This window comes from Metabacillus arenae, from assembly GCF_014773385.1.
Classification (GTDB): domain Bacteria; phylum Bacillota; class Bacilli; order Bacillales; family Bacillaceae; genus Metabacillus_D; species Metabacillus_D arenae.
This window is the reverse complement of record NZ_JACXAI010000039.1, coordinates 1-23158: the sequence shown is the minus strand read 5'-3', so window position 1 is coordinate 23158 and position 23158 is coordinate 1. Positions and strand designations below refer to the sequence as shown.

General features: G+C 34.2%; 18 protein-coding genes and 2 pseudogenes. 18 read left to right on the top strand and 2 right to left on the bottom strand.

Annotated elements, in window-relative coordinates; all coding sequences use genetic code 11:
- Positions 1-4 precede the first annotated feature (4 nt).
- The 3 genes and pseudogenes from IC621_RS22180 to IC621_RS22170 all read left to right on the top strand — a co-directional run.
- On the top strand, positions 5-1168 hold the full coding sequence (locus IC621_RS22180) for a YhfX family PLP-dependent enzyme (protein WP_191161555.1): 1164 nt from the start codon (positions 5-7) through the stop codon (positions 1166-1168).
- Between the two features lie 355 nt (positions 1169-1523).
- Positions 1524-2342, top strand: coding sequence for a histidinol-phosphatase (locus tag IC621_RS22175; protein WP_191161553.1), 819 nt, complete (start codon positions 1524-1526; stop codon positions 2340-2342).
- 56 nt (positions 2343-2398) lie between these two features.
- A pseudogene (locus IC621_RS22170) lies at positions 2399-2638 on the top strand (PTS sugar transporter subunit IIA domain-containing protein); the annotation flags it as partial.
- A gap of 190 nt (positions 2639-2828) precedes the next feature.
- Here IC621_RS22170 and IC621_RS22165 read toward each other — a convergent pair.
- Entirely contained in the window at positions 2829-4133 is a 1305-nt protein-coding gene (locus tag IC621_RS22165) for a nucleotide sugar dehydrogenase (RefSeq protein WP_191161551.1), read from the bottom strand.
- Positions 4134-4309: 176 nt separating this feature from the next.
- Positions 4310-5860, bottom strand: a complete 1551-nt coding sequence (locus IC621_RS22160; protein ID WP_191161549.1) for a glycosyltransferase family 2 protein — start codon at positions 5858-5860, stop codon at positions 4310-4312.
- A 220-nt stretch (positions 5861-6080) separates the two neighbouring features.
- Between IC621_RS22160 and IC621_RS22155 the strand changes: the two genes are divergently transcribed.
- The 15 genes and pseudogenes from IC621_RS22155 to IC621_RS22085 all read left to right on the top strand — a co-directional run.
- Positions 6081-6911, top strand: a complete 831-nt coding sequence (locus IC621_RS22155) for a glycosyltransferase family 2 protein (RefSeq protein WP_318153107.1) — start codon at positions 6081-6083, stop codon at positions 6909-6911.
- A 490-nt stretch (positions 6912-7401) separates the two neighbouring features.
- Positions 7402-7644 (top strand): hypothetical protein, encoded by a 243-nt coding sequence (locus IC621_RS22150; protein WP_191161545.1) that lies wholly within the window; start codon positions 7402-7404, stop codon positions 7642-7644.
- A gap of 60 nt (positions 7645-7704) precedes the next feature.
- Complete coding sequence (locus IC621_RS22145; RefSeq protein WP_191161543.1) at positions 7705-8766, top strand: YheC/YheD family endospore coat-associated protein; 1062 nt, start codon at positions 7705-7707, stop codon at positions 8764-8766.
- A gap of 308 nt (positions 8767-9074) precedes the next feature.
- Positions 9075-9389 carry an L-rhamnose mutarotase gene (gene rhaM / locus IC621_RS22140; protein WP_191161541.1) on the top strand — a complete coding sequence of 105 codons (315 nt, stop codon included), beginning with the start codon at positions 9075-9077 and terminating at the stop codon, positions 9387-9389.
- Between the two features lie 33 nt (positions 9390-9422).
- The gene (locus tag IC621_RS22135; RefSeq protein WP_191161539.1) at positions 9423-10748 is read left to right on the top strand and encodes an MFS transporter; all 1326 of its coding nucleotides are present in this window, start codon (positions 9423-9425) and stop codon (positions 10746-10748) included.
- A 226-nt stretch (positions 10749-10974) separates the two neighbouring features.
- Positions 10975-13044: a bifunctional aldolase/short-chain dehydrogenase gene (locus IC621_RS22130; RefSeq protein ID WP_191161537.1), complete on the top strand. Its 2070-nt coding sequence runs from the start codon at positions 10975-10977 to the stop codon at positions 13042-13044.
- A gap of 318 nt (positions 13045-13362) precedes the next feature.
- A complete protein-coding gene (locus tag IC621_RS22125; protein ID WP_191161536.1) occupies positions 13363-14133 on the top strand; it encodes a DeoR/GlpR family DNA-binding transcription regulator in 771 nt (256 codons plus the stop codon).
- A 60-nt stretch (positions 14134-14193) separates the two neighbouring features.
- Complete coding sequence (locus IC621_RS22120) at positions 14194-15159, top strand: AraC family transcriptional regulator (RefSeq protein ID WP_191161534.1); 966 nt, start codon at positions 14194-14196, stop codon at positions 15157-15159.
- Positions 15160-15322: 163 nt separating this feature from the next.
- Complete coding sequence (gene rhaB, locus IC621_RS22115) at positions 15323-16738, top strand: rhamnulokinase (protein WP_191161532.1); 1416 nt, start codon at positions 15323-15325, stop codon at positions 16736-16738.
- A 5-nt stretch (positions 16739-16743) separates the two neighbouring features.
- On the top strand, positions 16744-18006 hold the full coding sequence (gene rhaA, locus IC621_RS22110; protein WP_191161530.1) for an L-rhamnose isomerase: 1263 nt from the start codon (positions 16744-16746) through the stop codon (positions 18004-18006).
- Between the two features lie 108 nt (positions 18007-18114).
- Entirely contained in the window at positions 18115-19218 is a 1104-nt protein-coding gene (bglB, locus tag IC621_RS22105) for a beta-galactosidase BglB (RefSeq protein WP_191161528.1), read from the top strand.
- A 180-nt stretch (positions 19219-19398) separates the two neighbouring features.
- Positions 19399-20394 (top strand): TRAP transporter substrate-binding protein, encoded by a 996-nt coding sequence (locus IC621_RS22100; RefSeq protein WP_191161526.1) that lies wholly within the window; start codon positions 19399-19401, stop codon positions 20392-20394.
- Positions 20395-20408: 14 nt separating this feature from the next.
- Positions 20409-20945, top strand: coding sequence for a TRAP transporter small permease (locus tag IC621_RS22095; protein WP_224752732.1), 537 nt, complete (start codon positions 20409-20411; stop codon positions 20943-20945).
- A 26-nt stretch (positions 20946-20971) separates the two neighbouring features.
- A complete protein-coding gene (locus IC621_RS22090; protein ID WP_191161524.1) occupies positions 20972-22270 on the top strand; it encodes a TRAP transporter large permease in 1299 nt (432 codons plus the stop codon).
- A gap of 472 nt (positions 22271-22742) precedes the next feature.
- Positions 22743-23063: pseudogene (locus tag IC621_RS22085) on the top strand (response regulator); the annotation flags it as partial.
- Between the last annotated feature and the right edge of the window lie 95 nt (positions 23064-23158).

The following is a 23158-nucleotide window of genomic DNA, read 5'->3' as shown; positions in this document are numbered from 1 at the left end:
CATCATGTTCTTAGACATAACTTTAAGACGAAATCCAGAACTAATTCAAACTGCTGTAAAATTACACCAAGACGGCACCATTCCCCCTAATACGTATGTTATCGATTTAGATTCTCTTTCAGAAAATGTAAGGGTTTTAAAAAAAACATCAATTGAACATGGCATGAAATTGTATTACATGACAAAACAAATCGGGAGAAGCGGCTTTGTAGGAAAAGTAATCGAGCAAAATGGGATTGAGCAAGCTGTTGCAGTAGATATTGATGAAGCTGCAAAATTAAGGGGAGATGGTTGTTCAATCGGCAACTTCGGACATCTTGTCCAGCCTGGCAAAAATCAGTGGGACTTGGTTTTAAAGCGATTAAAACCGGAAATTGTCACCCTTTTTTCATATGAAAGAGCCCGGCAATTATCAGATGCAGCATTGAGATTAGGTTTGAAGCAGGATGTCATTTTAAGAGTGATCAATTCTAAAGGTTTTGTTTATCCAGGCCAGAATGGGGGCTTCCAAATTGATGACCTTGAAAATAGTGTAAAAGAAATCGTGCTTCTGCCTGGCTTGAATGTGATTGGCATCACCAGTTTTCCTATCATGCAATTAAACGAAGAAAAGAATGATTATGATTTCACATCAAATTTCTATACTTTGCTAAAGGCGAGAAATGTTCTTGAGAATCTTGGGATAAACGTTATACATCTGAATGCGCCCGGCTCCACAAGCTGTCATACGATTCCTAGATTAAAAGATTATGGTGTTACACATGGGGAGCCTGGACATGCATTAACAGGAACGACGCCTCTCCATGCCTATATGGAAAATCTGAAGGAAAAGCCATCTATCCTTTACATATCAGAAATCTCCCATTTAGATAAAAATCATGCGTATACTATAGCTGGCGGGTTTTATGTCAGGTCGAATATGGAGAAAGCTCTCTATGGAAGAACAGAAACAGTCATATTAGAAAATTCTACAGAGGTAGACAAGTCTAATTCAGAAAACATTGATTACTACGGCAGCCTGAAAAGACAAAGCGATATGACCATTGGTGACAGTGTCGTTTATGCCTTTCGTACACAAATATTTGTAACGAGGGCACATGTGGCTTTTATTAGAAAAATAGATTCAAAAGCTCCAGAAATTGTTTATTTTCAAAAGCGAGGAGGATAATGAGCGGCTAAACTCTCATGACTCATTTTAATTGGATTCCGGATCAGAGAAAGGGAGACTGTAAAAAAAGTGAACTAAGAGGATATGAAGGCAAATACATTTAAAAAGAATTTGCTGATTTGCAAAACAACAATGGTCCTTTACATTAGTAAACATAAGGGGCATACATTAAAAGTGATTTTAAATATTTTTTAAGTGCTCTAGAAAGCTAGTCAGGAATACATTTAGTTACACCTCCAAATTTACAAGAAGGGAAGTTTCTATTTATCTACTAACATCTTCTAAATCAAAATAATACCAGTGATTCAGGCAAATTGTTAAAATGGTAATAACAAAATAAAAAGAGGTGAGCTGAATGGAGAAAAACATTACATTTGATTTTCACACCCATCACAGCCGGTGCGGACACGCAGAGGGTTCTATTCGTGATTATATCGAGGCAGCCATTGAAAAGAAATTGGACTTGATCGGAATATCTGATCATTCTCCTTATTTTGCCCATGAAGAAGATCAGCCATATCCACATATCGCAATGGCCAAAAGCCATTTTCATGAGTACATATCAGAGGTATTACAATTAAAACAAGAATATAAAGGAAAAATCGAAGTTCTTCTTGGTGTCGAATCAGATTTCTTTCCAAATCACATAGAATTGTATCGGAAACACTATACTAAGTATCCCTTTGATTACATTATCGGGTCTGTGCACCATGTAAATGGAATTGGTATTTTTAAAAAAGGTCGCTGGGAAGGCCTTACAGAAGGAGAGAAACAACAGACAAAAGAAAATTACTATATGTTAATCGAACAGTCTGCACGGAGCGGATTGTTTGACATTCTAGGACATATCGATGCAATGAAAGGATACTATCCTTCTTTTTCAGCAATTGAAACTGGCGCAATTGAACATACCTTAAAAGCCATTGCTGAGAACGATATTGCCATTGAAGTAAATACATCAGGGAAAATGAAAGATTGCGGAGGCTGGTATCCAGCAGATGACCTCCTAGAGAGAGCCTGCTATCACGGTGTTAAGATTACCCTCGGATCGGATGCCCATGACCCCAGCCGTGTCGGTGAGGATTTTGAACTAGTGAGGAAAAGGTTAAAAGAATTAGGTTTTACAGAGTGGGCATATTTTAGAGAGAGAAAAAGATTTATGACTTCACTTTAAGTACAAAGGCAAGGCTTTTTAAAAGCGTTTTTACTATAAAGATAGTTCTATATAGGACAAGCTTTGATAAAATTAACAATGCCATCTCCGAAAATGACGCAAATGAAATTTTTGCCTTTTACGATCTAGGCAGTGCAAAAATGAACTTGGAAATGGTGATGGAATTAACAGATAAAAAAATCCACCTCATGGATACCGCCTTAGCTGAAAGTGCTTATACAACAGCTGCATTAATCCAAGCCGATGCGTCATTTGACACGATAATGGCGCAGCTTAAACCATTAAAAATTAAATAAAATGTCAAAAAGAACCTCCAATTCACATGTGTAATACGATGTGCATTTGGTGGTTTTTATCATGCCTTTCATAAAGGCATTTCTTCAGGAAAAAGATTTGTTTTCCAAAGTTTTTAGGTATATTATCTATGCATGTTGCAATGATCCTTTTTTTAAAAACTGACGAAGCGGACGCTCAATTCGATTCTTATCAGTACAAAAATTGTCCCCCACCAAGATGAAATAATTTAGCCCTTCCATTTTTGCCGTTTGTACAATTTCTTGCATCATAAACTACTTCGGAATGTTCTAAAATTTTGTTAAGAGGTAATGTAGAATGGTCAGTTAAAATTACAACACAATCAGATTCTCTTAAGGTATCTTCTGTTAAGTCTTTGCTGGAAAGTTCATATTCATTTATAACCAAATTTTTAAGAAAAGGATCATGGTATGAAATATTTACACCTTTTTTCAAAAGGGAATTGATGATTGGTAATGAAGGGGACTCTCTCATATCATTTGTATCTCTTTTATATGTTACACCACAAATTAAGATCTTTTTATTATTTATATTATCCCCGTTAATCGACAATAACTTTGTTATTTGCTGTACGATATGGTCTGATATTAATTTTTTTGAACGACTAGCTGCGTCGATTAATTCACTGTTTTTACCCACTTGACATGCTTTCCATTTTAAATAGAGAGGATCTACAGGAATACAATGCCCACCTATTCCGGGCCCTGGATAAAAAGGAGCGAAACCAAATGGTTTAGTACTAGCTGCTTTAATGACTTCCCAAACATTTATATTTAGTAAATCACACAATATAGAAAACTCATTAATAAAAGAGATGTTAATAAAGCGATAAGTATTTTCCAAAAGTTTTGACATCTCTGCTATTTCTGGAGTCGAAGCTTTAATGACTTGATTAAAAACCTTAGAATATACATTAACAACATTAATTAAACATTCTTCAGTTACACCGCTAACTACTTTGGGGATATCTTTAATTGAATATTTCTTGCTTCCCGGATCCATTCTTTCAGGAGAATAAGCCAAGAATAGATCTTTTCCTATTTGCAGGCGACTCTTTTCAAGAATAGGTTTAAGAACATCTCTTGTAGTTCCAGGATAAGAAGAACTCTCTAGAACGATCAATTGTCCTTTATTAAGTTTTGTAACAAGGGAATTTCCGACATCACTTAAGTAAGTTAAATCTGGTTCTGAAGTGCCTGATAACGGTGTTGGAATACATATAATAATGACATTTGCTTCTTTGATAAGTTCATAATCAGAAGAAACTGTAAATGATTTATTTAATACCTTTTTTAATTCATGATTTGTTATATCCGGTAAATAGCTTTTGCAATCATTGAGCTCTTTTATTTTGTTTTCGTCTATATCAATTCCGATAACTTCAAATCCATTATTTAAAAATAAGAAAGCAAGAGGTAATCCAACATATCCTAGACCAATTACCGCTATTTTATTCTTTGCTTCTTTATCAAGCATGAATTTATACCTCCATGATGCTAAACTAAATCTGTTCATTCAATGTAGATAAATTTCTGCTTTATTGAACGATTATTAAATTTATCAATCTTGGTAAGATACCTGTCGTCGTGAACAATATTTCAATAATAAACCAAACCTAAGTTAATAACTTATATTTGTTTTTCGGTTTAATTTCAGAAAAAGTTTTTCAAAGAGTTAGAGTTAAAAAGATTGGATAATCTTTCTACTAGGAAGTATGATGAAAAATTATCTTTAGAGTATTTAATGAGCTCATCTGGATTTCGAAGAAATGTATCCCCTGTACGATATTGATTGTATTGTACATGCCATCCCTTCTCTTTTAAATTTTTCATATATCTAGGCTTTCTTTCTTGAAATATTTTTTTTTCAGCATGTTGTTGAGAACGTAGAGGATAGTGTTTAACAAGAAAGTTAAAAGGGGTTACTTTTCTGCCTTGAAATTGGGCTTGATGTCCACCAGATCCTGATAAGCTTATTTTTTGGTCAGTTTTCTTCCAAGTCTTAACACAACCAGCAGCATATATCCCGAATTCAAAGTATTCAAAATGTTTTTCAAAGTCACCACTTATAAAGCCATTGTCAATCGGCTGAAAATTAATAACAGTATGGTCAATGGCATTGTAACCTATATGATCCACGTAACGAATAGCATCTACTAATTCTAATTTTTCCCAGGGGGACTCTCGAATTTCATCGGCATCACAATGAATAAACCAGTCTGCTTCGATATGGCTTGCAAGCTCTGATTTCCTATCTAAAATGTTAGTGAAATCAAATTTATTATCATGAGATTCTTTTTTTTGAGGGAATCTTTCGCAGCCAATAAAATAAGGGTTATTATTATATTCCATTACAATATCATAAGTTTTATCAGTGGACCAATTATCTATGACATAAACGTATACTTTTTGTTCAATTAATTTCTTTATTGAATAATAGATAATATCCTCTTCATTGTACACAGCCATTAAAGCAACCACTTTAAAGGGATTATTATATGTTTTATTGAAACTTTCATTCCCTATAATTGACAAAATTTGATCTTTCATTTTTGTAGATTCATTTATTTTTGTTAAGCCTACAAATTCAATATTGAACTTAAAATGATTTAATAATTTCGTGTACTCAGTTAGGCTCCAGCTCCTTTTACATTGAAATAATTTATTTTCTTGTAGTTCTCTCTCTTGAGTCCTCATTAAACATATAGGAGAGTGCTTCATAGCTGTTTTAATGCTGTAAAGTAAATTAAAAGGATTATCCAAGTATTCAATATAATTTAAACAAATAATAATTGAATCTCTCAGCACATGACTATCTATTGGTAAACTCATTTCTTTTTCCAGATCATATTCAATCCATTTACCAGGTATTTCAATCCTTTTACATGATTCAATATTATATTTATTATCTATCCCAATAATTTTGAACCTCTTAGATAATGATTTTAAAAGATCTAATTGATTACAGCCCACAGCAACAAGATATTTACAATCAAATTTCACCCCTAAGAATTCTATATAAGACTGAATATCATTTATTAAATGATTATTTTTTTCCTTAGAGGAATTTATATTTAATTCTAAATATAATTTTTCACTATTAGACTTTGTAGTAAAGAAATTTTTAAATGAACGGAGAAAGGATTTTTTTTTATCTTTTATAAAAAAATTTTTATTAAATAATGTTTTCTCTAGCTCATCCAAACGAAACACTCCTTTAAAATTTGTAACATAAACTGCAGCCTAAAAATAGTATATGATTGATCCGAAAAATGGAAATAAATATATGCCTATAAACCTAGCATAAATATTTTTATTTAACTTAGATTTCCCCTTTAAAAAACAGCTAGCGAAGGAAAGATTGAAATACTTAAGAATCAAAGTCCAAATCATGACTGCCTGAAAAGCACAAGGAGGAATGAAGGTGCGAAAATTTATTAGATTTCATAACAATCCTTTATTTTCCATCATTATTCTTACTCGGAATGGATTAAATCTTACTAAATTATGTATTGAAAGCATTTTGAAAAATACGGAACCAAACTATGAATTGATTTTTATTGATAATGCATCAAATGACGGCACAGTTCAATATTTAAAGAATGTTAAGAACTCATTAATTATAACGAATAAAGAAAATAAAGGATTTTCAGGAGGATGTAATCAAGGATTAAAAATAGCAAGTGGAAAATTTATTGTTTTACTTAATAACGACACAATTGTTCCTAGGGAATGGTTAAAGAAAATGAAGGATTGGTTAGAAAAAGACCCTTCAATCGGTATAGTAGGTCCGAGATCTAATATGGTATTGCCCGACCAGGCAATTTCCCCTCATTTATACAAAGCCAAAACCAAAAAACAAATTGAACAATTTGCAGCAGAATGGTCGGAAAAGTGGAGGCAAACTGGCTATGAAGTCAAGCGCATAAGTGGATTTTGTATGGTTTTTAGAAAAGAACTTATTGAAAAAATTGGCGGACTTGATCAACGCTTTTTTCCTGGAAACTCTGAAGATACAGACTTTTGTATTCGTACAAGAATAAGCGGGAAGAAGCTGTGGGTCGCAAATGATGTATTTATTCATCATTATGGCAATAGGACATTTAAGCTGAATAATGAAAACTATCCCCATTTGTTTATAGAAAATCAAAAGAAATTATTAAATAAATGGAAAATCAATTCTTTAAATGAAATTGACCACCTTATTATTCGAGAAACACCATTTGACTACTCCAAACATTACATCTCACTTTAAACATCTGTTAAACAGGAAAATAATTTTGAATGAAAAACAATTAAAACCCCTTATAAACTGCAAGTTCTCATTTATCCCCTTCTTAACGGGCAGTAATACCCTCCCCTCAATCTTCGAAGAAATAATGAAGAATGGTGGTGAATAAAATGCCCGTAAGGTCTTGAAAAATAAAAGGGCCACCTCCATGAAAGGGTCTGTGTGATCCTAATTCTGTTGGACTCATCTAACCATCAGCGGGGGATGAAGATGGAAGTTTCACTTTATTATTTCTCATTTTCATTTAATCGTTGCTGCTCAGTTTTATTTATAAATAATTTTAAAATTTTAAGGAAACTTGTAAAATTTTACGAATAATTGAAAATACCGACTGGCAATTTTAACCTTTTATCCATAAAGTATACTGAGAGGAATTTGGAAATTTTAACCAATATTACGAAACTTAATAGGAGTAGTAACCCTCAAAATGAACGGATGAAAGGAGGATATTATTATGGGTATGGCTTTAATGTGTACTGTAACAGTAAATGGTACTGTATCTGGAGTTCCGATTGTAGACTTGCAGGTTTCTGTTCCTACGTCACGTACTGGGTTAATAAGCCCCACAATTCCTTTAGGAGGGGTGTTAGGTGATGTTGTATTAGTAAATATTCCGTGTCCGACTGTTGAAGACATTCAGGTTCAAATTGGTACCTTAGCTTCATTGACGGTCAGAGTAACAGAAACAATGAGATAAATATACCATTTGTTTGCAGTGCCATCTCGACTTGAGGTGGTACTGTTTAGGAGTGATACAGTGAAAAATGACGAATCAAACCCTCTTATTGGAATCTGCGTCTCAAAGGATGATTACCCAGGTTTACTTAATTTGTTAACAAAAAGGCTTCAAACCGCACTTGATCATGCTACTTTTATAAGGTTTCATCTTACGGACATAGATTTTGAAAAGCTAAAGGTAAAGGCTGCAGAGTATAAAAAGAGTTCTAATGAGTGGCAAGAAGGAATTTTCCCGATGCCTGATGTAGTCTATATGCAATGTTCTGCAAACCGTGAAACGATTAAGAGGATAGAGAATATTATTGGTCCTAAAGTTTTTAATAGTTTTTTATTTGATAAATGGGAGGGGTGGAAACTACTAAAAAAATCCTGGAGCTTACGCAAGCATCTTCCAACCACTCAATTACTAGAAAATAATGCGGATTTAATCGATTTTATCAGTAAATTTAACTACTGCGATGTCATAGTAAAACCCATTAATGGGTATAGCAGTGAAGGAATTTACCGCATAAAGTTTCAGGAAGGGAAAAACATTGAGATTTCTTCAACAAAAGGATTAAAAATTGAAAAACAAGAATTTAAGTATTCCAAAGAATTTTGGTATCTTCTCTCACCGAAATTCTTTGCAGGCACCCATATTATCCAGCAAAGCATTGAAACAATAAAAGCTCACGAGAATGTCAGCGATATTCGACTGAACATGAATAAGAATCGAAATGGGCAGTGGGAAGTGTCTTTATTATTATTTCGAATCGCGACCAATAGCAGTGTTGTCATTCCAAAATCGATTACAGCCTACAACCCGGACAAATTTATGAAATCATCCATTTATGAAAAAGAAAAAATGGGCGATATCGAAAAGACAATCATTAATCTCGGTCTTAAGATTTGTAAAGCTTTTGACAAATCAGAATATCATATGGCGGACTTAGGGATTGATTTAGGAATGGATGAAAAGGGACATTTATGGATTTTTGAAGTGAATCCACTTCCATTTCCAACTCGAGGATCTGTTCTTGATTACTCAATGACCAAACCTATGGAGTATGCACTTTATCTAGCGTCGAAAAGAAATATTTAATTAATTAATAACCTCCAATTCACAAGGGCATTTTTTGTGAAATTGGATTTTTTTTTGCCTTTTTTAGAAATCAAAGAAAAACTTGCACCGTTGTTTGTTTATTGTTTGATAGAGCGTACTCAAAATGAATTGAAAGGATAAAGTTTAGGTTAAAAACAAAAATATAAACAAAAATATAATTGTCTGTTTATATGTTTTTTATATTTATTTATGTTGACTTTGTAGAATGATAGTTTTATTATAAGTAAGTGTAATCGCTATCATAAATAATATTCAGACAAATAACTTTTAAAGAAAGGATGAAGACATTGATTAGAAAAGCGTTTGTAATGACAGTTCACCCCGACAAACACGACGAATATGAGAAACGTCATAATGAGATTTGGCCCGAGATGATAGATGAACTACAGAATCATGGGACAAGTAATTATTCTATTTTCTTAGATAAAGAAACTAGTAAACTGTTTGGTTATGTTGAAATTGATGATGAAGAATTATGGAGTAAAATAGCTTTGGCAGAAATGAACAAAAAGTGGTGGAAATTCATGGAGCCACTAATGGAAACCAATCCAGACAAAAGTCCTGTCACTAAAAATTTAAGACAAGTATTCCATATGGATTAACAATGAGATTACATTTTTCAGGGGGGAATAAGAATGGCAAAACAGGGAAAGCCTTCAGGTAAAAATATAACAGGTTGGAAGGCTACAATAGCTGTAGCAATGGCAAATTATATCGAAGCCGGTTCGATCATAGCAGCTGCAAGCAGTTTAACACTTTGGCAAACGTTTCTTGGTATAGATAGTATTGGTATTGGATTATTAAGTGCATTGAGTGCAAATGCTTTTGGTGCTGCTATTGGTGCATTACTCGGTGGGCCATTAACTGATAAGTTTGGCAGAAAAGTTATTTTTAAATATGACTTATTAGCTTATATGATCGGTATTTTGCTTCTTGCTGGTTCAGTGAATTTCCCAATGCTATTAATTGGTACCGTTATCACTGGGATTGCTGTTGGAGCTGGTGTACCAGTTTCCTGGACATACATTGCGGAAGAATCGCCTGAAAATAAACGGGCTGCCCACGTGGGTACAGCACAGTTAGCTTGGTCAATAGGTCCTATGATTACTTTCGTTTTAGCTGTCTTATTGGCACCACTTGGATTATTAGGTTCTAGATTAATTTTTATTCATTTATTTATCATTGCCTTTATTACGTGGTATATCAGACAAGGATTGAGTGAATCAAAAATTTGGTCTGAACAAAAAGAAAAAGAAAAAAGAGATTTACATTTAGGTAAAGAAAAAAGTGCTTCTATTAAAGAGTTATTCTCGCTTAAAGTAAACCGTCAAGCATTATTTTTACTATTAGGTATTTACCTTTTCTGGAACTTAACGTCCGGGGCAATGGGGTATTTCATGCCATATATCTATGAAAATGTAGGGGGCTTAAGCACACAGCAAGCGAACTTGCTGCAAGCTTTCTTATGGATGTTTACTGTATTAACAACCTTCTTTGTTTTTATGAAGTTAACCGATAAATATAGTCAGCGTTTCTTATTTGGTTTAGGAGCAGCAATGGGTGTAGTCGCTTGGCTGATCTTAACTTTTATGCCTATGACTTGGCCGACATTACTACTATTTGTTATTTTATGGGGTTCTGCCGCTGGGTTTGGGGCTCAGGCTTTCTATGCTTTATGGACAAGTGAATTATTCCCAACTCGATATCGTGCAAGTGCACAAGGCTTTATGTACTTTCTCGTTCGCATGGGTATTGGTGTATGGTCCTTCATCTTGCCGACATTAATGCTGGAATTAGGATTTCAGGTTGCAGGCATACTCATGATTAGTTTCTTAGTTATCCATATGATAATAGGAATTGCTTTTGCACCAAAAACACAAGGAAAAACATTAAAACAAATTGAAAAAGAACGTTATGGAGAAATAAATGAGATAGATAATAAAGAAATAATATCTAGATAAAGGATTTGTTGATTTAAGCCATTGTTTAATAACAGATTATGAATCGATGAATAAACTTTTAGTAAAGTAGATTTTGAAAACGATTTAAAATCATATTTGAAATTTTCCTAAACAATCTCGGGATAAACAAAAATAAAAATATATATTCAAAAACAAACAAATGTGATGTACAATAAATTCATAAAATAATCAAATGAAAAACAAAACTTAAATAGGAGGAATAAAAATGGTTCAAAGTTTATGGAATAAAGAAACAGCTTCAGATTTACCTCAAGGGCTTGAACAATTAGTATATCGCTCTAACTTAATAGGATCAGATCGTTCAGTTTGCAACTGGGGTGGCGGAAACACGTCGATGAAAACAATTGAAAAGGATTTCCGCGGTCGTGAAGTAGAGGTAATGTGGGTGAAAGGAAGCGGATCAGATTTAGCAACAATGAAGGCTCAAAACTTTACAGGCTTAAGGTTGGAGGATATCCGCCCATTAATCGAACGTGATGAAATGCCAGATGAAGAAATGGTTGCTTACCTTGCACATTGTATGATCGACAGTAAGCACCCGCGTGCTTCAATTGAAACATTATTACATGCATTTTTACCATTTAAACATGTTGACCACACACACCCTGACGCTATTATCAGCCTTTGCTGTGCAGACAATGGCAAGCAAATTGCAGAAAAGATTTATGGAAATCGTTTTGTTTGGGTTCCTTATGTACGCCCGGGATTTACATTATCAAAAATGATTGCAGAGGGTGTTAAAAACAATCCAAATGCTGAACTAGTCTTAATGGAAAAACACGGGCTTGTGGTTTGGGGAGATACAGCTGAAGAAAGCTATGAAAAAACAATTTCAATTATTAATGAAGCAGAACAATATATTGGGTCAATAGTTGAAGAAGAAAAAGTATTCGGCGGGCAAAAATTCGATTCACTTTCACCAGAAGATCGTAAAAAAGTTCTGGCTCAAGTTATGCCAGTTATCCGCGGGGCTGTTAGTGATGAAAAGAAAATGCTGTTAACATATGATGATACCGAGGATGTTCTGCAATTTGTAAACAGCAGCGATGCGCCGCAGCTATCTCAAATTGGAGCGGCTTGTCCTGACCACTTAGTTCATACAAAACGAACACCTTTGTTTATTGATTGGAATCCACAAACTGAAGATATTACTAGTTTAATTGAAAAAGTAAAAACTGGTATTGAAAGCTTTAAAGCAGGGTACAAAGCATATTTCGAGAGAAACAAAAACGAAGGGGATCAAATTTCTGAAGCAGCTCCACGTGTTATTTTAATTCCAGGTATCGGGATGGTTAACACTGGTAAGAACGTCGCAATGTCAAATGTAAGCGGGGCATTATATCACCGTGCAATTGCTATTATGAAGGGGTCTACGACTCTAGGAAGCTTTGTTTCATTAAACGAAAATGAATCTTACAATGTTGAATATTGGCCGCTTGAGCTTTACAAATTATCTTTAGCTCCTGCTGAATCAGAATTTTCAAGACAAGTAGCGTTTGTAACAGGTGGGGCAGGTGGAATCGGAAGCGAAACTTGCCGTCAATTTGTCGAAGAAGGTGCCCATGTTGTCATTGCTGATCTCAATATTGAAGGGGCAGAAAAGGTAGCTGTAGAAATTAATGAAAAATATGGAGAGCGCCGTGCTATTGCCGTGAAAATGGATGTAACAAGCGAAGAGGCAGTTCAAGCGGCATTTGAACAAACAGCATTAACCTATGGAGGCGTTGATATTATCGTAAACAATGCCGGCCTTGCGACATCTAGTCCATTTGATGAAACCTCTTTAAAAGAATGGAACCTTAACATGAACGTTCTTGGAACAGGTTATTTCCTAGTTGCCCGTGAAGCGTTCAAACAAATGAAAACACAAGGCGTTGGCGGAAATATGGTGTTTATTGGCTCTAAAAACTCTGTATATGCTGGTAAAAATGCAGCAGCCTACAGCTCTGTAAAAGCGATGGAAACTCATCTTGCAAGATGTATCGCAGCAGAAGGTGGAGCGTTCGGGATTCGGGTCAACTCAGTACTTCCAGATGCCGTCCTTCAAGGATCAGCCATTTGGGGGTCAAGCTGGAGAGAAGAACGTGCAGCAGCATACGGTATTCATCCAGATCAATTAGAAGAGCACTATCGTAAACGTACGACATTATTAGTAAATATCTATCCAAAAGATATCGCACAATCCATTTTATTCTTTGCTTCATCTAAATCAGATCGAACTACAGGCTGCATGTTAACAGTTGATGGTGGTGTTCCAGCAGCATTTACTAGATAATATCGTATAAATAAGGGTAATAGGAGAAGATCGTTATCCCGTTTAGGTCCGTTTAGTACAGGTTAACCATCAGTGGGTGAAGAAGACACCCGCTGATGGAAGTTTCACTTTATTGCACCTTACTTTATAATAGAGATACTAACACTTCTTTCTAATAAGATGTAAACGTTTTAGTTGATGAAGTGTAATTCCGTTAATGGTGTTCTATGTCATAATAATATAGAGTATACACGCGGAAGAGCTTTCTCTTTTATCATGTAAGCTTAAATCTCATATATTTTACATTTCTTTATTTGTGAGTAGGAGGATAAGATTCAAATGCTTGTAGCAGAAAGACGTCGAAAAATCGTTGAAGTTGTTAACGAAAAACGAAGTGTGCGAGTAACAGAATTAAGTAAGAAATTTAAAGTAACTGAAGAAACCATTCGACGTGATCTCGAGAAATTAGAAAAAGAGAATTTACTGCGCCGAAGTCATGGCGGGGTTGTTAGTATCCAGGAAGAGCAATCGGAGATTTCTTATGAAGAAAGAGAAATAACAAATTCTTTCGAAAAGAAAGCTATTGCCTTAGAAGCCATAAAACTGATTAAGACTGGAGATCAAATTGTTTTGGATGCCAGTACAACAGCATGGTATATGGCAAAGGAATTGCCTAATCTCCCCTTAACTGTCATAACGAATTCAATAAAGGTTGCTATAGAACTTAGCAAAAAAGAACAGATAAAAGTCATTTCAACAGGCGGTATGCTCTTGCCAAAATCCCTTTCATATGTTGGACCTTTAGCCGAAAGATCACTGAAAATGTATCATGTAAACAAAGCGTTTATTTCCTGTAAAGGAGTACACCTTGAAGGAGGATTAAGCGACTCAAATGAATGGCAAGCATTATTGAAAAGACAAATGATGGAGATAGCAGACCAAACAATCCTCATGGCTGACTCTACTAAGTTTGGAGTCCGCACGTTTGCTTATATTACGGATATCCAACAAGTGATTAGTGTTATAACAGATTCGAAAATTGCAGGATCATATTGTAAAGCAATAGAGAAAAAAGGTGTCGAAATCAGAACTGTTGCAGTTAATCAGTAAATAGAAGTTTAGTTGTATACCCTATTGTATTTTTTTAGCGAAGCAAAATGAGGGATCGAGATGAATTCTGACTTATTACAAGAATTGCTGCAGTTAAATGAAGAGGAAAAAATGCTGCTTCACCAAAGGAATAAAGTAAATAAAGAACTATATACAAGCCAGGAACACTTTATCGTTGAAAGTGAAAAATTTCTTAACAACAATAAAATGATTATGGTCCGTAAGCATACAAGATTTGTTGACTTTCCTAAGCACAAACATAATTATATTGAAGTGAATTATGTTTATAACGGGAAGCTGAATCAAACAGTTGGAATTGACCGGATTACTTTGAAAAAAGGAGATCTTCTATTTTTAAACCAGCACATTGAGCATGAGCTGGAGGCTTGCGGTGAAGAAGACATTATCATTAATTTTATCATTCGGCCAGAATTTTTTTCATTTATCTTTTCATATTTAACAAAGGAAAATTTAATTAGTAATTTCTTAATAAACAGCTTGTTTAATCAAACAAAAAGTGGTCAATATCTCTATTTCGCTGTTTCAGAAGTAAAAAATATTCAAGAGTTAATCGGTAGGATTATTAAAGAAATTATGGAACCATCCATGTTATCTGAACCCACAATAAAATTATATATGGGCATATTATTGATCGAACTCATTAAACATTCTGATAAAGTGAAGTCAAAAGAAGATTCACTTAAACATCAAACCATTATAGAATCATTGAAATATATTGAAGAGCAATATCAACATGCCACATTAAATTATTTAGCTGAAAAACTAAACCAGCCTCATTATGTTTTAAGTAAGCACATAAAGAAGGCGACTAATTTTACATTTAAAGAATTGCTTCAGGAGAAAAGACTAAGCGTCGCAAAGGAATTATTAGAAATTACAACATTACCAATCGCTTCAATTATTGAGCAGGTTGGGTATGAAAATATAAGCTACTTTTATCGTGTATTTAAAGGCAAATTTGGTTGTACACCGAAGGAATTTAGAGAGCATATAATTAAAGGATAAGCCGCTATTTTTCTAAAGGAAAATAGTGGCTTTTTTAATTGCTAACATATGAATGAAGAGCAAATAAGGACAATAAAATTGTTGAATAACGATATAGGATCTTCTTATCTTTTGTTCTATTATGTTTTATAAGGAAGCGTTTTCAATTAAGAAGGTGACGAAAATGAGTAAATATTGTTTAGCGGTAGATATAGGAGCATCAAGTGGAAGATTGATACTTGGGCATCTCGAAAAAGGAAAGCTAAAATTAACCGAAATACATCGATTCGATAACAATATTGTTCAAAAAGGAGAGCAATATTGTTGGGATATTGAAAAGCTATTCCATGAAATAAAAATAGGAATAAATAAATGCAAAGAGCTAGAGGTAAAGCCAGAAAGTATTGGAGTCGATACATGGGCAGTCGATTTTGTCTTACTAGATGAAAATAACAACCCTTTATCAAACGCGGTGGCATATCGTGATCCTAGAACAGATGGAATGATGGAAAAGGTTTTTAACATCATTCCAAAAGAAAAGCTTTATTTAGAAACAGGGATTCAATTTCAAAAATTCAATACTATTTATCAACTTTTTGCTCTAAAACAAAAATCTCCAGATGTTCTTGAAAAAGCGAAAGCGTTTCTTATGATTCCAGAGTATTTGAACTTTTTACTTACTGGTAAAAAAGCAAATGAATACACAAATGCAACATCAACTCAGCTTGTGAATGCATTTACGAAAAATTGGGATCATGAAATCCTGGATCAATTAGGAATAAATAAAGAGATGTTTCAGGATATAAAACCACCAAAAACGGTTTTAGGAACTCTTTCTGAAGAGCTTGTAAGCGAATTTGGATTTGGTATGAAGGTTGTATTGCCTGCGACACACGATACTGGATCAGCTGTAATATCTGTACCGGAAATAGAGGATACAATTTATATCAGCTCTGGTACATGGTCATTAATTGGCGTAGAAAATCGCTTTCCGATTTGTGTCCCAAAAGCTCTCGAATACAATTTTACAAATGAAGGTGGAATCGATTACCGTTTCCGTTTTTTGAAAAATATTATGGGTCTTTGGATGATTCAAGAAGTAAAAAGGAATTATGATGACAAATTTTCATTTTCTGAACTAGTTGGGCTAGCTCGTGATGAAAAAGAGTTTAATTCAATTGTGAATGTTGATGATGATCGTTTCTTGAAACCTAATAATATGATTAAAGAAATTCAGGGATATTGTAAAGAGACACATCAACAGGTGCCACAGACACCTGGACAAATGGCTAAATGTGTATACGATAGTTTAGCAGACAGCTATATTCGTGCCATTAATGAGATTGAAGAAATCTTTGAAAAGAAATTCCCTAAGGTGAATGTTATTGGCGGCGGCTGTCAAAATGAAATGCTAAATCAATTAATAGCAGATCGTACCGGTAAAGAGGTTTGTGCAGGGCCAATTGAAGCTACTGCAATCGGAAATATTGTGTCACAGCTTATGGCACTTGGAGAAATAGAAGATATTACCCAAGCTAGAGCAATCATTAAAGATTCATTTGAAGTAAAAACCTATCAACAATCATTTCAGAAAGGATGAAAGATATGTCGATCAAAGAAAGCTATGAATCAGCAAAAAAAGAATATGCTAAATGGGGCATTGATGTTGAAAAGGTAATAGAGCAGTTAAAACAAATACCTATCTCCATTCATTGCTGGCAAGGAGATGATATTGGCGGCTTTGAAATGAACAAAGGAGAATTATCTGGTGGAATCGATGTAACCGGAAACTATCCCGGCAGAGCCACAACACCCGAAGAATTAAGAAGTGATTTAGAAAAAGCGCTTTCGCTGATCCCAGGTACCCACAGAGTTAATCTACATGCTATCTATGCGGAAACAAACGGGGAAGTGGTTGAAAGAGACCAAATTGAATCTAAGCATTTTGAAAACTGGGTAAACTGGGCAAAAGAAAACGGCTTAGGCCTTGATTTTAATCCAACATTGTTTTCTCATGAAAAAGCAGCAGATGGCCTGACATTATCACATCCTGATCCAGAAGTTAGAGAGTTTTGGATTAACCATTGCAAGGCAAGCCGTAAAATTGCTGAGTACTTTGGAAAAGAATTAGGTACACCTGCATTAACAAACATTTGGATTCCCGATGGATATAAAGATGTGCCAAGCGATCGTTTAACACCAAGAGTACGATTAAAAGAATCTCTGGATAAAATTTTTGAAGAGGAAATTGATGAACAATACAATATTGATGCAGTCGAAAGTAAATTATTCGGAATTGGCTCTGAATCATATGTTGTCGGCTCACATGAATTTTATTTGGGCTATGCATTAACAAACAACAAGCTTTGTTTACTAGATACTGGCCATTACCATCCAACAGAAATGGTGTCTAATAAAATTTCTTCAATGCTTCTATACAGTGACAAACTAGCATTACACGTATCAAGACCCGTTCGGTGGGATAGCGACCATGTTGTCACATTAGATGATGAGTTAAAAGAAATCGCCCTTGAAATCGTTCGTAATGAGGCATTAGATAAAGTCATGATCGGTCTGGACTTCTTTGATGCAAGTATTAATCGGGTCGCAGCATGGACAATCGGAACTCGAAATATGATTAAATCGTTACTGTATGCAATGCTTGTTCCAAATAATCATTTAAAACAATTACAAGAAGAAGGTAATTTCACAGAAAGACTCGCATTAATCGAGGAGTTTAAAACATATCCTTTTGGCGCAATTTGGGATTACTACTGTGATCAAATGGGTGTTCCAGTCAAGGAGACTTGGTTAAAAGATGTGAAGGAGTATGAGAAAGCGGTGCTATCTAAAAGGCAATTGTTTTAATAAAAGCGATACGTGACCCATTTCCTGTGGGAGTAATCTAACCAACAAGCGGGGGATGAAGGTAAAAACGCTGCTTATGAAAGATTGAGTTTATTTGGAGGTAATAAAATGACAATGAATGAAGTATTTATCGAAAAAAATAAAGTAATTAATTATATAGATCTGCTAATGAATAACCTTTCACAAATTAAAGATGATACCGGAGAGTTTTTATTAAATTTCGATGGTTTAGTTGTCGATGATAAGAGTTGGAATGTTTGGAACTGGCCTCAAGGTGTTGGTTTATATGGAATATTTAAATATTGGCGGCTGACAAATAATGAAAAGGCTTTAAATATTATCACAAATTGGTTTAAGAACAGATTCGAAGAAGGTGTTCCGCCAAAAAATGTAAACACAATGGCTCCACTTTTAACATTAGCTTTTTTATATGAGGAAACAAATGATAAGACATTTATCCCTTACCTTGAAAATTGGGCCAAGTGGGTAATGTATGAGATGCCGCGTACGAAAGAAAATGGATTACAGCATATGACATACGGTCCTGAAAATAAAAATCAACTTTGGGATGACACATTGATGATGACCGTATTACCGTTAGCTAAAATAGGTAAGGTCTTTAATAAACCTGAATATATAGAAGAAGCAAAAAAACAATTCTTAATTCATATCAAATATTTAAGTGACAGAAAAACAGGATTGTGGTTCCATGGCTGGACATTTGAAGAAAACCACAATTATGCAGGAGCTCTTTGGGGAAGGGGGAACTGTTGGATTACAATAGCCATTCCTGAAATGATTGAGATTTTAGACTTAAAAGAAGGAGATTTCTTTAGAGATTTCCTGCTTGATACATTAAACAGACAGGTGGAAGCTTTAGCTGAATACCAAGATGTAAGCGGTTTATGGCATACATTAATAAATGACAAAACATCTTATCTTGAAGCTTCAGCAACAGCAGGATTTGCATATGGTATTTTAAAGTCTGTTCATAAACGTTATATAGGGCAAGAATATATGGAAGTAGCATATAAAGGAATTCAAGGGATTATAAAAGAAATCAGCGAAGATGGGGCTTTGCAGAAAGTTTCAGTTGGGACAGGAATGGGAGATAGCTTAGATTTCTATAAAGAAATTAAAACCACTACAATGCCTTATGGACAATCATTGGCAGTTCTTTGTCTATCAGAATTTTTACATTCCTATATTTAAGAATGATTAACTTTTATATTTACATGAATAAAATAGATATCTTTAGAAGCAATAATCAAAAAAAGTTTTCATTCTATTCATTAGTTTGTTGGAAACTATTCAGAAAGTATCTGAATAGTTTCACTTAAAATTCCAACGTTAACTCTATATTTTGTGGAAATGTAATTGGAGGAAATTTGAATGAAAAGAATTTTTTTTATATTACTCATAAGCTTGTTTTCTCTCCTCTTGTATACCGGATGCAGCAATCAAGGGGACGAAAAAATCGTTTTACGATTTGCTTACGCGAGTAATAGTCAACCAGTTAAAGACGCAATGGCTAAGTTTGGAGAATTATTATCTGAAAAAACGAATGGAGAAGTTACCGTTGATTATTTTCCAGATAGTCAATTAGGGGGAGAAAGAGAACTTGTAGAATTAACCCAGACTGGGGCGGTTGATCTAACAAAAGTAAGTGGATCTGCACTCGAAAGCTTTTCAGAAAAATATTCTATATTCGGCCTTCCTTATTTATTCGATGATAAAACACATTTTTATAATGTAATGGACAGTGATATTGTCCAACCGATCTATAACTCTACTGAAAAACTAGGTTTTGTAGGTTTAACATACTATGATTCAGGCCAAAGAAGTTTTTATACAACTAATAAACCGATAGAAAAACCAAGTGATTTAAAAGGGATGAAAATTAGAGTCATGCAAAGCCAGACAGCGATAAAAATGGTTCAATTATTAGGAGGCTCACCGACACCTATGGATAGCGGCGAAGTTTATACTTCATTGCAGCAAGGTATTCTAGATGGAGCAGAAAATAATGAGTTTGCTTTGACGGAAGCAGGCCATGCAGAAGTGACAAAGTATTATTCATATGATGAACATACCAGAGTACCAGATATCTTGATTATTAACAAAGAAACATTGGATCGTTTAACGGAAGATCAGAGACAAGCAGTTTATGAAGCTGCAAAAGAATCAACTGAATTTGAAAAGGTAGTTTTTCAGAAAGCGATTGATGAAGCAAGGGAAAAATCTGAAAAAGAATTTGGAGTTGTTTTTAATCAAGTCGATAAAAAACCATTTCAAGAAGCAGTACAGCCCTTGCATGAAGAGTTTAAAAATAAGGATGGTTTAAAAGAAATCTATGAAGAGATTGTAAACATGAAAGAAAATAAATGAGAGGAGGCAGAATGATGATGCGCTTGAAGAAATATACTGATAAATTGATTGAATTTCTTACCTGTACATTATTTATGATTATGGTAGCGGTTGCAAGCTGGCAGGTTTTAAGGCGGTATATATTAAATAATCCAAGTACAGTTACTGAAGAGTTCCTAAGATTTAGTTTGATATGGCTGGCGATGTTAGCTGCTGCTTATATTGTAGGAAAAAATCAACATATTGCCATTACGTTTTTAAGAGATCGCATGACAGAAAACTCTCGGATTAAACTTGATATTGCTATCCAAATTATTTTTCTATTATTCTCAAGTTTTATTATGGTATATGGAGGTGGAAAAGCTGTTTCGATTACAATGAATCAGATTTCTCCGGCTTTAAACTTACCGATGGGATTAGTATATTTAGCGTTGCCTGTATCTGGGATATTTATTATTTTTTATAGTTCTATTCATTTAATTCAATTAATGAATGACAAGAAAATGCTATATTCCCAAGGGATGAGGAAGAAAAAACCAATTTCTAACGATATTGTAAAAAAAGAAATGTAAAATAAATCAAAGCAGGTGGGAGCCCTATGGTCTTACAAGCAAGTTTAATTTTAATCGGCGTATTTTTCTTATTAATGGTAATAGGGATACCAATTGCGATTAGTATAGCAACTGCTTCCTTAGCTACCGTATTAATCGTGTTACCCTTTGATGTATCCGTTTTCACATCAGCTCAAAAAATGATATCTAGTATAAATAGCTTTTCGCTATTAGCTGTGCCATTTTTCATTTTATCCGGAATCGTAATGAATAATGGTGGAATAGCGATTAAACTGGTGAATTTAGCTAAATTGCTTGGAGGCAGAATTCCAGGTTCATTGGCACATACGAATGTTATTGGAAATATGTTTTTTGGATCTATTTCAGGCTCTGCGATTGCTGCCTCTACAGCTATTGGCGGAGTGATGGTTCCTTTGCAAAAAAAAGAAGGTTATGATAACACATTTTCAGCAGCTGTAAATATTGCATCGGCTCCAACTGGAATGCTAATACCCCCTAGTTCAGCATTTATCATTTATTCTTTAGTAAGTGGAGGAACATCTATTGCCGCTTTATTTATGGGTGGTTATGTTGTTGGAATATTATGGAGTTTAGCTGTGATGGTAGTTACGTATTTAATTGCCAAAAAAAGAAACTATCCTACAACATCAAAAGTCCCTGCTAAAGAAGCTAAAAAAATAATTATTGAAGCAATTCCTAGTTTGCTGTTGATTGTTATTATCATCGGAGGAATACTAACTGGTATTTTTACAGCAATAGAGGCTTCAGCAGTATGTGTCGTGTATTCCTTATTTCTTGCTCTCGTCTTTTATAAGTCAATCTCGATTAAACAATTGCCGGGTGTTTTAGTACAAGCAGTTGAAATGACAGGAATCATCATGTTTTTGATTGCCGCTTCATCAGGTATGGCGTTTGTTATGGCATTAACTGGAATACCAGAGGCTTTAAGCAATCTTATCTTAGGAATTTCAGACAATAAAATCATTATTCTATTAATTTTAACGATCATTTTATTAATTATTGGTACTTTTATGGATATTGCACCTGCTATTTTAATCTTTACACCAATCTTTTTGCCAATTGCACAAAATGTCGGTGTAGATCCCGTACATTTCGGACTTTTCTTTGTCTTTAATCTATGTATTGGAACAATAACACCTCCTGTTGGAACTGGTTTATTCGTTGGAGCCAGTGTAGGTAAGGTAAAGATTGAGCAAGTATTAAAACCATTAATACCTTTCTACGCAGCGATAGTTTTTATCTTGCTGTTAATTACTTATATTCCGCAAATAAGTTTATTTTTACCTAATTTATTTGAGTTATAAGAAACACTTTTGGCACAAGCTGGCTAGTAAGTGCTGTTTTTGGCGAACCGGGGAGTAATACCTATGAAGATAAATGGAACAATAAACCATATGTGAATATTGCTAAAGAAAAAATAACTATTCAATCACCGAATTTAAACTCAATAAAAATTACAATCTGATTAAAGTCTATCGAAAAAAGGATTATCTAAACAGATAGAAAAATTTTATCAAGCTTTTTAATAGAAATTTTTAAAAAGTATAACGAGGAATCTCAAATTTAATATACATAACTTCCTTTAGCTGGGGGTTTTTTTTGTTTATATACAAATGTAATTTTTTTAAAACATCAGGAGATCTCTACAATTAGGTAAAATTACCAATTCTTAGCATTGTTGAAAAGAAGTTTTAAAGATATCATAATATTAAGATAATGACAGATTTGAGAAAAATATTATGATATTGTAAATTGTCATCGTTTGGGGGGGTAGCGTTGGAAAACAATGAACTGTGCAGAACAATTATTGCAGATGATGAAATATTAATAAGACAAGGCATTAAGCATTATATAAATTGGGAAGAGGAAGGCTTTCAGATTGTCGGTGAGGCCTCTAATGGTCAGGAAGCACTTGAACTAATCGAATCTACTAATCCTCACATCATCTTGACGGATATTGTAATGCCAATTATGGACGGAGAACAATTAACTAAAATTGTGAAATCTAAATATCCTCATATTGAAATTATTATACTAAGCAGCTTTGGGGAATTTGAATATGTGCGTTCTACCTTCCAAAGCGGAGTTATTGATTATGATTCATCATCACTTTTTGTGAAAATAGCACAAAAATAGGAAAACACGAACGAATTCCTGGCAATAATGTTAGTTACCACAACAAACATTAGGAG

Coding starts and splice junctions, on each gene's coding strand:
- IC621_RS22180 (WP_191161555.1), top strand. CDS start 5: ATGTTCTTAGACATAACTTTAAGACGAAATCCAGAACTAATTCAAACT.
- IC621_RS22175 (WP_191161553.1), top strand. CDS start 1,524: ATGGAGAAAAACATTACATTTGATTTTCACACCCATCACAGCCGGTGC.
- IC621_RS22165 (WP_191161551.1), bottom strand. CDS start 4,133: ATGCTTGATAAAGAAGCAAAGAATAAAATAGCGGTAATTGGTCTAGGA.
- IC621_RS22150 (WP_191161545.1), top strand. CDS start 7,402: ATGGGTATGGCTTTAATGTGTACTGTAACAGTAAATGGTACTGTATCT.
- IC621_RS22135 (WP_191161539.1), top strand. CDS start 9,423: ATGGCAAAACAGGGAAAGCCTTCAGGTAAAAATATAACAGGTTGGAAG.
- IC621_RS22130 (WP_191161537.1), top strand. CDS start 10,975: ATGGTTCAAAGTTTATGGAATAAAGAAACAGCTTCAGATTTACCTCAA.
- IC621_RS22125 (WP_191161536.1), top strand. CDS start 13,363: ATGCTTGTAGCAGAAAGACGTCGAAAAATCGTTGAAGTTGTTAACGAA.
- IC621_RS22120 (WP_191161534.1), top strand. CDS start 14,194: ATGAATTCTGACTTATTACAAGAATTGCTGCAGTTAAATGAAGAGGAA.
- rhaB (WP_191161532.1), top strand. CDS start 15,323: ATGAGTAAATATTGTTTAGCGGTAGATATAGGAGCATCAAGTGGAAGA.
- rhaA (WP_191161530.1), top strand. CDS start 16,744: ATGTCGATCAAAGAAAGCTATGAATCAGCAAAAAAAGAATATGCTAAA.
- bglB (WP_191161528.1), top strand. CDS start 18,115: ATGACAATGAATGAAGTATTTATCGAAAAAAATAAAGTAATTAATTAT.
- IC621_RS22100 (WP_191161526.1), top strand. CDS start 19,399: ATGAAAAGAATTTTTTTTATATTACTCATAAGCTTGTTTTCTCTCCTC.
- IC621_RS22095 (WP_224752732.1), top strand. CDS start 20,409: ATGATGCGCTTGAAGAAATATACTGATAAATTGATTGAATTTCTTACC.
- IC621_RS22090 (WP_191161524.1), top strand. CDS start 20,972: ATGGTCTTACAAGCAAGTTTAATTTTAATCGGCGTATTTTTCTTATTA.